This is a genomic window from Streptomyces anulatus (assembly GCF_000721175.1).
GTDB lineage: Bacteria > Actinomycetota > Actinomycetes > Streptomycetales > Streptomycetaceae > Streptomyces > Streptomyces anulatus_C.
This window is the reverse complement of sequence record NZ_JOEZ01000023.1, coordinates 1-15,933: the sequence shown is the minus strand read 5'-3', so window position 1 is coordinate 15,933 and position 15,933 is coordinate 1. Positions and strand designations below refer to the sequence as shown.

The 15,933-nt window shown below is 74.2% G+C and carries 8 protein-coding genes; 2 read left to right on the top strand and 6 right to left on the bottom strand.

Features of this window, described 5'->3' with window-relative positions; genetic code table 11:
• Positions 1-19: 19 nt before the first annotated feature.
• From IG90_RS0125645 to IG90_RS0125620, 6 genes are all read right to left on the bottom strand, one after another.
• A complete protein-coding gene (locus tag IG90_RS0125645) occupies positions 20-1,162 on the bottom strand; it encodes a glycosyltransferase (RefSeq protein ID WP_030589109.1) in 1,143 nt (380 codons plus the stop codon).
• Positions 1,159-4,041: a CDP-glycerol--glycerophosphate glycerophosphotransferase gene (locus IG90_RS0125640; RefSeq protein WP_030589106.1), complete on the bottom strand. Its 2,883-nt coding sequence runs from the start codon at positions 4,039-4,041 to the stop codon at positions 1,159-1,161. The genes IG90_RS0125645 and IG90_RS0125640 overlap by 4 nt, the downstream gene beginning before the upstream one ends.
• A complete protein-coding gene (locus IG90_RS0125635; RefSeq protein WP_030589104.1) occupies positions 4,038-7,514 on the bottom strand; it encodes a bifunctional glycosyltransferase/CDP-glycerol:glycerophosphate glycerophosphotransferase in 3,477 nt (1,158 codons plus the stop codon). The genes IG90_RS0125640 and IG90_RS0125635 overlap by 4 nt, the downstream gene beginning before the upstream one ends.
• 253 nt (positions 7,515-7,767) lie before the next feature.
• Positions 7,768-8,637: a TylF/MycF/NovP-related O-methyltransferase gene (locus IG90_RS0125630; RefSeq protein WP_030589101.1), complete on the bottom strand. Its 870-nt coding sequence runs from the start codon at positions 8,635-8,637 to the stop codon at positions 7,768-7,770.
• A gap of 11 nt (positions 8,638-8,648) precedes the next feature.
• The gene (locus IG90_RS0125625) at positions 8,649-9,407 is read right to left on the bottom strand and encodes a methyltransferase domain-containing protein (protein ID WP_030589098.1); all 759 of its coding nucleotides are present in this window, start codon (positions 9,405-9,407) and stop codon (positions 8,649-8,651) included.
• Positions 9,408-9,521: 114 nt separating this feature from the next.
• A complete protein-coding gene (locus IG90_RS0125620) occupies positions 9,522-10,724 on the bottom strand; it encodes a CDP-glycerol glycerophosphotransferase family protein (protein ID WP_233435860.1) in 1,203 nt (400 codons plus the stop codon).
• 101 nt (positions 10,725-10,825) lie between these two features.
• Between IG90_RS0125620 and IG90_RS0125615 the strand changes: the two genes are divergently transcribed.
• Both IG90_RS0125615 and IG90_RS0125610 read left to right on the top strand, forming a co-directional pair.
• Complete coding sequence (locus IG90_RS0125615; protein ID WP_030589092.1) at positions 10,826-14,536, top strand: bifunctional glycosyltransferase/CDP-glycerol:glycerophosphate glycerophosphotransferase; 3,711 nt, start codon at positions 10,826-10,828, stop codon at positions 14,534-14,536.
• A gap of 80 nt (positions 14,537-14,616) precedes the next feature.
• Positions 14,617-15,837 (top strand): hypothetical protein, encoded by a 1,221-nt coding sequence (locus tag IG90_RS0125610; protein ID WP_030589088.1) that lies wholly within the window; start codon positions 14,617-14,619, stop codon positions 15,835-15,837.
• Positions 15,838-15,933: the final 96 nt, after the last annotated feature.

The following is a 15,933-nucleotide window of genomic DNA, read 5'->3' as shown; positions in this document are numbered from 1 at the left end:
CCGGTCGCCCAGCGGGTGATCAGCGTTCCAGGAACGCGAACAGCTCCTCCCAGCGCCGCAGGGTCTCCGGCTCGGAGAACCGCTGGACGCCGGAGCGGGCCCGCGCGCCCATGGAGTCGCGCAGCCGGGGGTTGCCGGTGAGCCGCAGCAGCCGGTCGGCGAGGGCGGCGGTGTCCCCGGCGGGGGCCAGGAGTCCGTCCTCGCCGTCGCGGACGATCTCGCGCACCCCGGGCGCGCAGTCGAACGCGGCGCAGGGCACGCCACTGGCCATCGCCTCCAGCAGGGCGAGCGGGAAGCCCTCGCCGCGGGAGGACTGGACGAAGACGGAGGCGTCCGCGAGGGCCCGCTCGACGTCGTCGGTGCGGCCCATCCACTCCACGGACCCGTCGAGGCCGAGGGCGGTGCACTGCGCCTTCAGCGCGGTCTCGTCCTCGCCCGCCCCGTACACGCGCAGCCGCCAGTCGGGGCGGAAGGGCGCGACCTGGGCCCAGGTGTCCAGGAGCAGGTCGATGCCCTTCTGGTCGCTGAGCCGGCCGATGCTCGCGACGGTCCTCGCGGTGCGCGGGGAGGGCACGGCGGGGAGCCGGGAGAGGGCGTTGGGCAGGAAGCCGACGTTGTTCATGCCGTCCCCGGCCCACTGGTCGGCGTCCTCCTCGGTGAGGACGAGCCAGTGGTCGAGGTCCTTGTAGTGGTTCTTGATCCAGCGGTAGCGGTGGCTCGCGCGGGAGTAGCCGTAGGACTCGTGGCTCATCCCGATGACCCGCAGCCCGGTGGTGTCGGCCTCGCCGACCCACTCCATCGCCCAGACCTGGGTGACGATGACGACCGCGCCGGGGCGGGCGGTCGCGAAGATCTCCGAGAGCCGGGCGACCGCCTGCTTCTTGGCGGCGACCCGGGCGGCCTCCTTGCGCCGGGTGGGGATGCGGAAGCGGTCGCGGATGCCGTGGGGCGTCCAGGGGGTCGGGGGGTGGGCGGGGTAGAGGGCGGTGACGGGGTGGGCGGGCTGTTCGGGCAGCGCCATCGTGAGGTCGGAGGCGTGGATGCCGATGGCGTGGACCCGGTGGCCCTGGCCGGTGAAGAGGCGGGCCGTCTGGTGCATCCAGCCGGTGACGCCGCCGAGTTCGTCGGTGCTGTTGGAGACGATGAAGATGTCGCGGCTCATCGGCCGGCCCCCCGGTCGTGGTCGGTGGTGTGGCGGGCGCCCCGGAAGCCTCGGGAGGCTCCGGGGGCGAACACGGCGGCAACGGCCCTGCGGGCCGCGTCGCCACGGTCGTAGGGCCCGAACTGCGCTACGAAGGCCCGCCGTTGATCCGCGTACCGGGTGTCCGACTTCTTCAGTTCGGCGAGGGCGGCGAACAGTTCGTCCTGCGTCGCGGTCACCGGGCCGGGGGCCTTCTCCCGCAGGTCGAAGTAGCTGCCGCGCTCGGCCGTGTACGTGTCGAGGTCGGGGGCGTACAGCACGACGGGCCGGTCGAGGAGGGCGAAGTCGAACATGATCGAGGAGTAGTCGGTCACCAACACGTCCGTGAGGACCAGGAGTTCGCTGACGTCGTGGTGGTGCGAGACGTCGACGACGGTCCCGGGCGGGCAGACCGGCAGCCGCGCGGACTCCAGGTAGTGGGACCGGACGAGCAGGGTGTGGGTGTCGCCGAACCGCTCCGCGAACTCCCTTACTTCCAGGAGGAGTCGGCCCTTGCCCTGCCTGCCGGGCCCACCCCGGAACGTCGGGGCGTACAGCACCGTCTTCCTGTGGTCGTCCAGCCCGAGCGCCGAGGCGAGCGGCGGGCGCGGCAGCCGCCCTTCGGTCTCGGACCGGGTGCGCTCCGCGATCAGGGCGTCGTTGCGCGGGTAGCCGGTGCGCAGGAGCTTGTCCTCGGGCAGCCGGTAGGCGCGGGCGAGGGTGTTCACGTCGTGCTCGGAGCGGACGAGGAAGTGGTCGAAGCGGTCCACGGCCTGCTGGAGCCGCTCGCGCTGCGGGGCGTTCTGCAGCCGTACGCGGGTCTCGTCGAAGCCCATCCTCTTGTACGCGGATCCGTGCCAGGTCTGGAGGTACGTGGTGTGCCGGGGCTTGCGCAGGTTCTGCGGGAAGCCCTGGTTGTCGACCCAGTACTCCGCGCGGGCCAGCGCCCACAGATAGCGCCAGGACCAGCGGCGTACGAGGCTGGCGTCGTCCGGGAAGCCGGCCGGGGAGGGGTCGTAGGACCAGGTGGCGTGCAGTTTCAGGCCCTGGCGGCGGATCTCCTCGTGGAGGGCTCGTGGGCTGTCGCCGTAGCAGGTGCCCATGTGGCTCTCGAGGACGACGGAGCCCCGGCGCACGGGGAGCCGGGTGAGCCAGGTGTTGTAGGCGGTGGCCTTGAAACCCCGGGAGCGGTAGCGGTCGAGGCGCTTGCGCAGGGCCCTGACGAGGAGCTTCGCCTTGCGGGCGGGACGGAAGTGCGTGGCGTAGCGGATCAGGCGGTGGGCGGTGCGGGCAGGACGGCGGCGGGCGGTCAGCCGGAGCGCGAGGTGGTCCTTCAGCGTGATGTAGGGCTCCCAGGTGTCCCCGGCGAGCCGCCCGAGCAGGGGCTGGGCGGCGAACCGGGCCGCCCCTTCCACCTGGTCCTGGGGGGCGAACAGATCGCTGACGGACCGGGGCCCGTCGGCGCCCCCCGCCTGTACCGTCAGCCGCGCGTCCCACGCGGTGTCGCGGGCGCCGACGGGGCGCAGACGGCGCGAGACGTCGGCCCGCGCGCGCCAGATGATCCCGTTCCCGTCGTGCCGGACCTCCTCGACCGGGAACGCGACGGCGCGCGCCCCGCCCCGGGCCCGGAACTCCAGGGTGGCGGTGAGGGGGGTGCCGGGGCCGGGTCCGCTGTGGCCGGGCAGCACGAGGCGGCCTTCGAGCAGCAGGCGGCCGTCCCCGTCGGTGGCGCAGCGGGTGAGCCGGTTCATCAGCCGCAGTTCGCCGAACGTACGGTGCTGGTGACCGAGTTCCGTGACGTCGAGGGGCAGCCCCTCAGCGCCGTCGCCCCAGGTCACCCGCCCGTCCGCACCCGTCGCCAGGGGCGCGCACACGGTGGCGGGACGGCTCAGCGCGTACGCCGCCGCGAGGACCCTTTCCGCGTCGCCCCGGGCCAGCAGGGTCACGGCGACCCGCTCCAGCGGCGGCAGGTCCGGCGGGACGGGCGTGGTCAGCGTGCGGGCGGCGGCTGCGGCGACCTGGGCGCGGCGGGCGGCGGGCAGCCGGGGGAAGGACCGGGCGAGCGGCACCAGGTGGTCGCGCGCGAACGCCTTCTCCCGCTCCTCGCGCAGCTCGGTCAGCCCGTGTGCGAGGAGGGTGTTGGCGACCCGGCGATGGGCCTCGACCAGGGCGGTGAGGTCGCGGGCCCGGTCGGGGTCGGCCCGGCCGGTCACGACGAGGCGGCGGACCAGGGCGATCCGGCCGACCGCGGCGGCGGCGAGCGGGCCGAACAGGATCTCGCCGTGCGCCAGGTCCTCCTCGTAACGCAGCCCGTGGCGCCTGGCGGCCTCGCGGCGCAGGCAGAATCCGGTCACCAGGGCGTCCCTGACGACGAGTCCGGGGGCCTCGGTGAAGCGGGCGAGGGTGCGGGAGCGGGCGTACAGCTCGCCCTGCCAGGACGGTTCCCGCTCCTTGCCGCTCTCGTCGGCGATCCGGCTCCAGCGGCCGGCGATCAGGTCGGCGCGGCTGGTCTCGCCCGCCAGCCAGAGGTTGCGGCAGGCGTGCCGCTGGAGCCGCTCGCCGGTGCCGAGGACCAGGACGTACCGGCCGTCCGCCGCTTCCAGGCCCGCGTTGCGCAGGGCTCCGGTGGTGCGGACGGCCGGGTCGGCGTGGACGAGGCGGACCCGCCCGGGGGCCCGGTCGGCGAGGGCGCGGGCCGTGGTGCGGACGGCCGGGTCGGCGGCGGAGGCGAGGACCACGACGGCCTCGGCTCCGCGCAGCGACTGGCCGAGCACGGACTCCACGGAGGCGCGGAGCGCGTCGGCGCCGCCGGGTCCTTCGCCGTCCCCGCCGCCGGTGATCACACAGCTGAAGTCGCTCATGCCTGCTCCCCCTTGAGCATCCGGTCGACGACCCCGGCGGCGGCGGTCCCGTCGTCGAGGTCGCAGAAGGCCTCCCGGAACCGCTCGTACGCCTCCCGGTGCCCGGCGGTGGCGGCCTCCGGGTCGCGCAGGGCGGCCACGACCCCGGCGGAGTCGGGGATCAGGGGTCCTGGGGCGCGGTTCTCGAAGTCGAAGCAGAAACCGCGCAGGGTGTCGCGGTAGTGGGCCAGGTCGTAGGTGTGGAAGAGCATCGGGCGGCCGGTCTGCGCGAAGTCGAACATGACCGAGGAGTAGTCGGTGACCAGGACATCGCTGATCAGCAGCAGTTCGGCGACGTCCGGGTGGCGCGAGACGTCCCGGACGAATGCGGTGTCGGGGACACTGCCGCCGACGAGGTAGTGGCGGCGCACCAGCAGGACATGGTCATCACCCAGGGCCTCCCGGGCCTGCGCCAGGTCGAGGTGGAGGTCGAGCCCGTAGCGCCCGCCCTGCCGGGGGAGGTCGTCGCGCCAGGTGGGCGCGTACAGGATCACGCGCCGCCCCTCGGGGATCGCGAGCCGTTCGCGTACGGCGGTGGCGATCTTGACCCGGTCGGGGGCGTACAGCAGGTCGTTGCGCGGGTAGCCGCACTCCAGGACCTCGCCGGAGTAGCCGAAGGCGCGGCGCAGGACGGGCGTGGAGAAGCTGTTCGGGGAGACGAGGACACTCCACTGGGCGGACCGGTGCTCCATGGACGCCATGTAGGCGGCGTCGGCGTGCGGGGTGCCCGCGAGGTCGCGGCCGATGCGTTTGAGCGGGGTGCCGTGCCAGGTCTGGACGACGCACTGGCCCTCGGCCCGCTCGAACCACTGGGGCAGGTGGGTGTTGGTGACGACCCAGCGGCTGCGGGCCAGCGCCTCGTGCCATTGCGCACTGTGCAGCGCGACGGGGCGGACGCCGTCGGGCACGGCCGCCTGCTGGTCCCGCACGACCCACAGGTGCTCGATGTCCCTTCCGCGGGCCGCGAGTTCGCGGTGGATGGCGCGGGGCGAGTCGGAGTACTGGCGGCCGTCGAAGCTGGAGTAGAGGACGGCGGGGCGCAGTTCGTCCGCCGTGCGGCCGCGCAGGCCGGTGTACCGCTCGCGCTGGATCCGCTGCCCGTACGGTCCTGACTCCTGCGCCGGGAGGGCGCTGCCGGACTCCAGGACAAGCCGGTCGTGGTAGCGCCGCTGGAAGGTGAAGTCCCTACCGCCCGAGGGGTGTTGCCGTGGCAGGTCACGGTGGAGCGGCGTGCTCAGCCGGAGCGGCCGGTACGCCTCCGGGTCCCGCTCCCCCGGCTCGCGCAGGAAGAGGTACCAGCGCCCCTCGGCGAGCGGCAGCGCCCCGCCCGGCCCGTCGACGGCGGCGGGCGCGATCACGGCCCGGAAGCCGTCGCCGTCTCCTCGCTCCAGGCCGAGGACGGCCTCCTCGTGGTGGCCGCTGTGCCGCAGGACGAGTTCGTGGAGGCCTGCGCCGGGTGCCGGAAACGCTCCTTCCAGCACCAGCTCATCCGACTCCGACCAGGTGGCGGAGGTGACGACGGGCTGAACGGCCCGGTCGGTGAGCACGAGGTCGCCCGAGGGGTTGGGTGCCGCGTACAGTTCACGGCCGCCGGGCAGCGCATAGCGTCCGTCCTGGCCGTCGGTCCGGGCAGCGACCGTCAACGGGGCTCCCCCGACGACGAGTTGGACGCCCCAGATGGCGTCCTGTCCCCGGAAGGCGCTGTCGTCCTCCCGCCGGAAGGCGCTGAGCGGGATGTCCGCCGCCCGGGAGCCGGGCGAGCCGCGCAGGGCGAACTCCCGGGTCTCCTTGGTGCGCCACTCGGTGAGCCTGAGGGCGACGGGCCCGGCGTCACCGAGGGTCTTCACCTCCAGGCGCACGGAGTCCTCGACCGCCGACTGCCCGGTCAGGACGGCGGCGACGCGTTCGGTGCGCAGCTCCAGCTTGTTGCCGGACAGGACGGGGACGACGCGGGTCCCCTCGCCGGTGTACGTCACGGCGGGCGGGGCCGGGGTGCCGATGAGGCGCATGGGGCCCCTGCGTAGCCGGCCCGCGCCGAAGACGACGGCCTCCAGCTTCCAGGCCGTACGCCCGTCACCCGCCCTCCTGGCGATCGCGCGCGGGTCGACGACGGCCTCGAACCCGGCGCGGTCGTAGCGGTGCAGGGAACGGCCGGAGCGGGCGGTGGCCTCGTCGCCGCCGACGGGACGCAGGCGAAACGGGATCAGCCGCTTCCCCGCGCGCAGCCAGCCGAGCCGGGCCGGGCCGCCCGGGGCGTTGCGCACGTAGGCGTGGCCGGTCAGGTGCAGCAGCCCGTCCCGCCAGACGGCCTCGGTGAGGTGGGCGTGTACGGGCAGGTCGGCGGAGGTCAGTGCGGTCGTGGCGGACGGCAGCGGGGCGCGGACGGCGGGGTGGTGAGCACGGGGGCGGAGCAGCCCGCGTACGTGAAAGGTGTCCCGGTCCTTCTTCTCGTCGGCGAGGAGGGCGAGGAGTTCGGGGAGCCGACGTTCGCGGATCAGCTGCCACTTGACCCGCAGATGCAGCGGCAGTGAGGCGAGGACGTCGGGTTCGACGGTGGCGGCGAACGCGCCGGCGTGCTTCAGGAACGCCTCGTGGAACTCGGCGTCGCCGTCCGGCAGGGCCTCGATGAACAGCCACAGGTCGCCGGAGAGCGCGTGGGCGTCGTAGCGCCGCTTGGCCTCGGCCGCGCCGGTCGTCCCCGCCCGGTCCGCGAGGAAGCGGCTGACGGCGGTCACGGCGGTGACGCGGTCGCGGATGCCCCGGGGCACGGCCCGCCGGGTGGTGATCGAACCGTCGCGGTCGCGCCAGTGGTAGACGGGCTCCTCGACGACGTCGACCGAGCGGGCCAGGAAGTGGGCGGGCAGGACGACGGCGATGTCCTCGTACAGCACCCCGGTGGGGAAGGCGAAGGCGTGCTCGTCCCAGAAGGTGCGGCGGAAGACCTTGTTGCAGGCGATGCGGTCGCCGAGCAGGAGCCAGTCGCGGGTGACGTGCGTGGCCTGCCGGGCCTTCTCCATCGGCTTGCGGAACATCGGGGACTGTTCGAGCTCGCCGTTCGTCCGCAGCCGGAGCACGTTGCCGGTGGCGAAGTCGGAGCCCGAGCGGTCGAGTTCGGCCAGCATCCGCGCGTACGCGCCGGGCGGCACGACGTCGTCGCTGTCGACGAACGTCAGGAACTCGGCCTCGGGGTGGGCCTCGCGGATCCCGGCGTTGCGGGCCGCGCCGAGCCCGGCGTTCTCCTGCCGGAGCAGCCGGAAGCGCGGGTCGCGGTCCGCGAACTCCTGTGCCAGCAGCGGTCCGCCGTCCGTGGAGCCGTCGTCGACGAGGACGACCTCCAGTTCCGGCATGGTCTGTTCGGCGAGCGAGGACAGGCAGGCACCGAGGTACTCCTCGACGTTGTAGAGGGGGACGACGACGGTGAGACGGGGTGCCATCGCGGCGCACGATCCTTCCGGGCGGACGACATCAGGGGCAATGAGCGTCGGGGACTTGAGTCTTCGGGGCAGGGGCCCGTCGGGGGCCATGGGGTACAACCCGCGCCGGAAGGACGGGTCACCCGAGGGGGTCCGTTCGGGTGACGCGGAGGGCGGAGTCGCGTACCCGGGGGCGTGCCGGGAGCGCGCTCGAGCCCCGTACCGGGAAGGGCACGGGGCTCGGTGCTCGGCGCTGCCGTGGAGGGGGCCCGGGTCAGGGCTTCACGGCGATCCGGCCCTCGTCCATCCGCAGCAGGAGGAGCCGCTCACCGGTCTTGTCGAGGAACTCGTCGACCGCCTGGCGCGATCCCTGCCAGTAGCCGTAGTCGTCGATCAGGAGGACGCCGCCGCTGACCAACCGGGAGTACAGGTGCTCCAGTTCGTGCTTCGTGGAGGCGTACCAGTCGGTGTCCAGGCGCAGGATCGAGATCTGCTCGGGGGCCTGCCCGGGGACGGTGTCCTCGACCCGTCCCCGCACGTAGTGGACGCGCTCCTTCGGGTACGGGACGTGGTCGAAGCCCGCCTTGACGTCCTCCAGCGAGGCGACCGCCCAGATCGGCCGGTCCTTGCCCTGGGCGTCCAGCAGTTCCTGGGCCGGCCGGCCGTCGCGCCGCAGGTCCTCGGCGGTGGGCGGGGTCATGCCCTCGTACGTGTCGAAGAGGTACAGGTCGCGCTCGGTCTCCCCGGCGGACAGCAGGGTCCGGGCGCAGGCCTGCATGGAACCGCCGCGCCAGACACCGCACTCGACGACGGAGCCGGGGATGTTGTGCCGGGCGATGTGACGCGTGGCGAGGATGAAGGCGTTCAGCCGCTCCGGCGAGGTCATCGAGTACGGCTTGACCGCGCGGATGATGTCCTTCGCCTCGTCGTCGTAGTCCTCCGGGAACGCGAGCGCGGGCTTCTTCACCCTGGGCTTCGCGGCGGGAGCGGGGGCGGCTGGGGCGGCCGGCGCCGGGGCGGGGGCGGTGCGGGCGGCGGGCACGGTGACGCGCCTGAGCTGGTATCCGGTGAGCTGCTGAAGGACGCCGTTGACGGCGTTGCGCCAAGCCATGCCCCGGGACAGTACGCGCGGTATGCGCCGCATGTCATCTTTCGTCAACCTGCCATTGATCGGGGCGGCTCCTGTTCGAGTGAGGCCGTTCGCGCGGGCGGAGTCTTCGGCCGCCCGCACCGCTCGCGCCCGTCCACCGGCCGGGGCAGCGGGATGCCGTCCACGCCGCCGACCCGGTTGGCCCACCACACCGCCAGCTCCCGTACGGCGAACATGGTCAGGCGCGGATAGCGCTGCGGCTTGCGGAAGACGCCGACGGAGTCGCCCCAGTAGGCCGCATGCTCGTCGATGGCCCGGTAGTCGTGCCGGATGCCCTTCCGGGGCGGGAAGTCCGTGTAGGTCTCGCGCAGTTCGAGCCGTGAGTGAGCGGCGAGGGCGCGGAAGCCGTCGGGGTAGTAGCGCCAGCAGTCCTGGGCGTCGTGGACATGACCGCGCGAGGGGGCGGTGATGAACGCGTGGCCGCCGGGCTTCAGGATCCGGGCGATCTCCAGCATGGAGGCCCAGAAGAACGGGATGTGCTCGAACGCCTGCCCGGACAGGACGACGTCCGCGCTGTTGGAGCGGGCGGGGATGCGGTACGGCTTCGTCATCACGGCGTCCACGTTGGGGCCGTCCTGCACATCGACCCCGAAGTAGTCGACGGGGTGGCCGGAGAGGAGCGCCCGGTGGGTGCGGGTCTGCTTGCCGGAGATACGGGAGCCGAGGTCGACGACCCGGTAGGCGCCGTTACCGGACGCGGGCCCTTCGACGGGCAGATACTCCTTGACGCAGAGTTCCATCTGCTCGTAGGCGGACCGGTGCATGGACGTCTCCCAACATGGCGGGGCGAGCGAGCTGTTGGGCACAACGACCGTACGGGGCGGAGGAATCGGCACCGGTCGCCCGAATGAGCCATCCGGGTGGTGAGGCCTCGCGCCTCACTCGGCCGGGGCGAAGAACCGCCGTACGACACGTTCCGCCGCGTGCCCGTCGTCGTACGGGCAGAACCGCTCCCGGAACGCGGTGCGCAGCGCGGCCGCCTCCGGTGACCGCCACTCCCCCGTCCGGAACACGTCGGCCAGCCGTTCGGGGTCGGTGGTGACGGTCCCGGGGGTGTCGCCGGGTCGCCCGGACAGCAGGTCGAAGTAGGTCCCGCGCGCGGCCCGGTAGGCGGCCTGGTCGGGGGCGTGGACGACGATCGGGCGGTCCAGGCAGGCGTAGTCGAAGACCAGGGAGGAGTAGTCGGCGATCAACGCGTCCGCGGCCAGGCACAGTTCCTCGACCCGGGGGTGCCCGGTGACGTCGATGACCTGCCCCGTCCCCGCTCCCGCCTCCACCGCGCCGACCCCGGCGGAACGCCCGTAGAAGTAGTGGGCGCGAACCAGCACCACGTAGTCGGGGCCCAGTTGGCGGGCCAGGCGCTCCGGGTCGAGGTCGGGGACGAAGCCGGTGCGGTAGTCGCGATGGGTCGGGGCGTAGAGCAGGGCGGTCCGGCCGTCGGCGATGCCCAGCTCGGCGCGGATCTTCGCGATGTCCTCGGCGGTGGCGGTGAAGTAGACGTCGTTCCGGGGGTATCCGAGGTCGAGCCGCTCGTACGCGCCCGGGTAGACGCGGTCCCAGACCTCGGTGGTGTGCGGGTTGGCGGAGAGGCTGAAGTCCCACTGGCCGACATGGGCGAGGATCTTGCCGAAGTCGGCTCTCCGGGCGAGGGCGGGGTACGCGCGCTGATCCAGCCCCATGGTCTTGAGCGGGGTCCCGTGGTGGGTCTGGAGGTAGCGCTGACCGGGCCGCTTGGTGAAACCGCCGGGAAAGCTGGAGTTGTTGACCAGGTAGGTGGCCGTGGCCATGGCCCGCCAGTAGGGGCGCGATCCCTCGATGACGTACGGCACACCGGCCGGCATCCCGTCGCGATGCCGGGAGGAGACGGCCCACACACCCCGGATGTGCGGGACCAGCTCGCGGGCCTTGGCGTGGATGGCGGCCGGATTGCAGGCGACGCCCCGGTTCCAGTACGCCCCGTAGACGGCGAGGTCCGGGTCGAGCGGGCGGCGCAGGTCGGTGCGGTAGGCGGCCCGCATGGCCTGGCGACGCACGAACCGCTTCACGGAAGCTCTGGTGGGCACGGAGGCTCTGGTGGGCATGGCAGCCGAGCGTAATCGCGGGTCCGGGCGAGGAGCGGCCCGCGTTCACCCGTTCGGGTCAGCGCCGGTGACCCCGGGAGCCGCCCCCTGTTGACCAGGACATGAAGCCACTCCTCAGCGTCGTCGTCCCCGTCCACAACGTCGAGGCCTACCTTGAGGACTGCCTGCGGTCGGTGGCGGAACAGACCCTCGAAGCGATCGAGGTGGTGCTCGTCGACGACGGTTCGACGGACGGCAGCGCCCGGATCGCGGCGGAGTTCGCCGCCCGGGACAGCCGCTTCCGGCTGGTGCGGCAGAAGAACGCCGGCCTGAGCGCCGCCCGCAACACCGGCGTCCGGCACACCGACCCCGCCGTCCCCTACCTGGCGTTCGCCGACAGCGACGACATCGTCGTGCACGACGCGTACGAGCGGATGACGGCCTCGCTGGAGTCGACCGGCTCCGATCTGGCCACCGGCAATGTGTGGCGGCTGACCGGGCAGGGACGGCAGCAGGCCTGGCAGTACCGCTGGCTGACCGGCACCCGGCCGCGTACCCACATCACCCGGGATCCGCGCCTGCTGGCCGACCGGGTGGCGTGGAACAAGGTGTTCCGGCGCTCCTTCTGGGACGCGCACGCCTTCGCCTTCCCCGAGGGCAAGCTGTACGAGGACACCCCGGTGATGATCCCCGCGCACCATCTCGCCGGGTCCGTGGACGTCCTGCACGAGCACGTCTACTACTGGCGGGTGCGGGAGGGCTCGATCACCCGGCGGCGTACGGACGTCACGGGCGTGCGGGACCGGATCGCCGCGTGCGAGCAGGTCAGCGCGTTCCTGGGCGGCCGGGACGCGGCGCAGCGGCGGGCGTACGACACGTCCTGTCTGCGCGACGACTTCGGGTACTTCCTGGACGGCCTGCCGATGGGCGGCGAGGCGTACCGGGCGGCGTTCCTGGAGGGCGCCGGGGCCTTCGTCGACCGGGCAGGTGCCGGGGTGCTGGAGGGGCTGCCGGTGGAGCTGCGCATCAAGTGGTCGCTGGTGCGGGAGCGGCGCCTGGACGAGCTGCTGGCTGTCCTCGCGTTCGAACGGGCCAACGGGGCCGGCACGTTCGCCGTCGAGGGGCCTCCGGGGCGGCGGCGCGCGGTGTACCCCGGCGTGCGCGGCGCGAGCGCCCGGCTCGCGCGCACGGACATCCCGGCGGTGGCGCGGCTGCTGGAGGCGCGCTGGGGCGCGGACGGGAAGCTGCGGCTGCGCGGGTACGCGTATCTGCGCAATCTTCCCGCCGCCTCCGCCCGGCAGCGGCTCACGGTGGGGATGGTCCGGGCGGAGCGGGGGAGGCAGGTGCGACCGGTGCCGGTGCGGTCCGTGTCCGCGCCCGAGGCGACGGTGAACTCCGGCCAGGAGCTGCACGGTTACGACCACGCCGGCTTCGAGATGGTCGTCGACCCTGACCGGCTTCCTGCGACGGCGGGGAGCGGCTGGCTGGTCGGCCTGGTCCTCGCCGGGCCCTGGGCGGTCCGCCGGGTGGCGGTGCGCGCTCCGGACACGGGCGCGGACCAGCCGCTGGTGCACGACCTGGGCGACGGGCGGCGGGCGGTGCTCGACTACCGGGGCGGCCGGCTCCGGCTGACCGTGTCACGACTGCGGGCCCGGGCCGAGGGGCACCGGACCGAGGGGGAGGAGGGAGCCCCGCTGGAACTCACGGGCCGGTTCTTCGGCGGGAGCAGGCCCACGGCACTGCTGCTGACACGCGACGGGAGCGAGGAGCGGTCCTGCCCGGTGGAGTACGCGGAGGCCGGCGGGGCGGACGAGACAGGCGGGCCGGTCCGGACGGGGGTGACGCCCTCGAAGGTTGGGGCGCACGGATCGAACAGGGCGCGCGGGGTGCACGGGTCGCACGGGGTCGCGTTCACGGTGCGCGTGCCGCTCGCCGGACTCGCCGGCGCCCCGCCCGCACCGCACCGGGCCCCCCGCGAGGTCGAGACGGGGAGCGCGGCGCGGTGGCGGGTCCGGCTGCTGCTCGCCGACGGCACCCGCGTACCGCTGCCCGCCGCCCCGGGCCTGCCGCCGCCCGCCTACGCGGACCCGGCGGGCGACCTGGTGCTGGACCTGGCGGGCCCCCCGTACGCGGACCGGGTGGAGCGCACGCCGGACGGGGGCCTGCGCATCCGGGGGACGTACGCCCGGGAGCGGCGGGGGGCCGACGGCGGACCGGAGGCCTCCGGCAGCCGTCTCGTCCTGCGCCACGAGACGCTGCACGAGACGGTCCCGGTCGCGGAGGCCGTCGTGGACGGGACTTCGAACGGGGCGTCGGACGCTTCGGACGAAACCCCGGCCGGATCCTGGGCAGGGGCCGGGACGACCGGGACTTCGAACAGGGCGTCGGACGCTTCGGACGAAACCCCGGCCGGATCCCGGGCAGGGGCCGGGACCGCGCCCCCCGCCGGTGCGCCGGGCCGGTTCTCCGCGCTGATCGCGCCGCCGCTCCCGGAGGGCCGCTGGGAGGTCCGCCTGGACGGCCGCCCCGTACGCGTCCTCGGCTCCGCCGCCGCGCACCTGCCCTGCGGCGGAGGCGAGAACGCGCTGCGCCTGGAGCGGCGGCACGGCGACCGGCTGTCCGTGGTCGCGGAACCGGACCTGCCGACCGCCGGGCGGAGCGCGTACGGCAGGCGGCTCCTGCGCGCCGCGCACTACGGCGACCGGCGCACGGCCCTCCCGCTCCGCGACGCCGTCCTCTACGCGGGCGGCGACTCCCCGCGCGCCGTGCACGCCGAGCTCGTGCGCCGGGGCACGGAGACCGAGCACCTGTGGGTCACGGGTACCGCCCCCGGCCGCACCACCCACGTACCGCCCGGCGCGCGGGCCGTCCCCGTGCACAGCGCGGCCTGGTACGAGGCGCTGGCCCGCTCCCGCCGGATCGTCACGGACGAGCAGCTGCCCGGGTGGTTCGAGCGGCGGCCGGGACAGACGGTCGTCCAGACGTGGCACGGCACCCCCCTCGGCCGGTTCGGCGGCGGCCTGGCGGACACCCTCTACGCCGACCACCAGCACCTCGCCACCCTGCCGCAGCGGTCGGCCCAGTGGTCGGTGCTGGTCTCCCCGAGCCGCTTCGCCACCCCGTGGCTGCGCCGGTCGCTCGGGTACACGGGTGAGGTGCTGGAGGCCGGGTCGCCCGCCAACGACGTGCTGTTCCCGCCCGACCGGGACAAGGCCGCCGAGGAGGTGCGGCGCGGGCTCGGGATCCCGGAGGACCACCGTGTCGTGCTGTACGCCCCGACCTACCGCGACCACCTGGCCCATCCCCCGGCCGCTTCCACCGACCGCACGGTCCCCGGCCCGTACCGCTGGGACCCGGCGCTCGATCCGGGCGCCCTGGCACGGGCGCTCGGCCCCGGCCACACGGTGCTGGTGCGCCGCCACCCCCGGGTCACCGGCAGCATCCCGGCCGGGCCCGGTGTGCTCGACGTGTCCGGGCACCCGGGCGCGGCCGGGCTGCTGACGGTGGCCGACGTCCTGGTGACGGACTACGCGGGGCTCATGTTCGACTTCGCGCTGACGGGCCGGCCGATGCTCTTCCACACGTACGACCTGGAGCACTACCGCGACACCGTGCGCGGCTTCTGCCTGGACTTCGAGACCCGGGCGCCGGGGCCGCTGCTGGTCACGACGGACGAGGTGGCCCAGGCGCTGCGGGACACCGGGTCGCCGGCGGCCCGGCACGCCGACGCGTACGAGAGCTTCCGGCGCGACTACTGCGACCTGGACGACGGCGGTGCGGCGGCCCGGGTGGCGGACCGGCTCCTGGCGGACGCGCCCGACGACACCCCGTAGCGTTCCGGAAGCCATCGCAGGGAATCCCTCGGACGGGTGGCAGCGGGGAGAGCGGCCCCGCCGCACGGAACCCATGAGATGTGCCCCTCTCCTCCGCTGCCTCCTCCGCCCCGTCCCCCGGCATCCCGTCCGACGTTCCGCCCTCCAGGACCGGAGGCGACGGGGCTGACGGGGCGGCCCGGCCGCCCCTGTGGCTGCCGTCGCCGTACCTCGTGCTGGGCGGACTGCTGTGGGCGGTGCTGTCGGCGGCGGCCTGGCAGGCACCGCTGTGCTGCGAGGCCGGGCTCCAGGCGGCGGTCGTCGAACGGCTGCGGGTGAACCTGCTGCACCCGGCGTTCCCGATGACCGACCTGCCCGCCGTGGCGAGCGCGCACTACTCCCCGTACGCGCTGCTCCAGGGTCTGGCCGCCCGGGCCACCGGGCTTTCGGGCCCGTCCGTCGTCGCGCTGGCCGCGTCGGTGAACCTGGCTCTCCTGCTCACCGGGATCGGCCGGCTCACCCGGCTGCTGACCCCGAACCGCTGGGTGCCGGTCCTCGCGCTGGTGCCTCCGGCCCTGATCCACTGGGCGGACCCGGCCCGCTGGAGCGCGCCGAGCACGTTCGCGGTCGCGGTCACGCTGCATCTGTGGGCGTGGACCGGTCGCGCTGCCGCGAGGGCCGCCCGACCCGGCGATCCGAAGCCCGGCCGGACGCCCCGGTGGGCGGAGGCGGCCGGAATCGGCGTACTGCTCGGGCTCGTCCTGCTGGTCCACCCGCCGACGGCGGTCGGCGCGACGATCGGGTGCCTCGCCCTGATCGCGGTCCGGACGCGGACCCGGTTCCGGCCGACCGTGTGGCGGTGGGCGTTCGCCGTCGTGTGCGCGGTGACCGTGGCGGCGCTGTGGCCGTACTACAACGGGCTCACCGCCCCGCGCACCCCCGTCGGGGGCCCGACGGCGGCCGAGGGGGTGCGGGCGGCCGGGGAGCCGTACGCCTGGGCGACCGTGTACGTGCCGCCGGGCGAAGTGGTCCTGACGGACAGCCGCCCCGCGATGTACGCGCTGGCCGGGCACGGGGCGTACGTGCTGGCCGACGCACTGCCGGACGCGGGGCTCGCGAACACGGAGCGGCGGGAGAGGAGCCGGGCGGTGGCCGCCTATCTCGACGTATCGACCCCGCAGGCCCTGCGGGACAAGATCACTGCCCGGTACGGGGTGCGGTGGCTGCTGCTGACCCGCCACCAGCGGCTGCCCGAGAACGCGACGGTGCTGGCGTTCAGCCCGCGCACGGGCGAGGTGCTGGCCCGGGTGGCGGCGGGCTAGCTTGACTCTGTCGGGGATCTTGAAGGTGCCGGTCAGGCTCCCAGGGTTCGCCAGGACTTCGGCCGAGGTATCTGGCGCTGGTCGAGGTACTGCTGG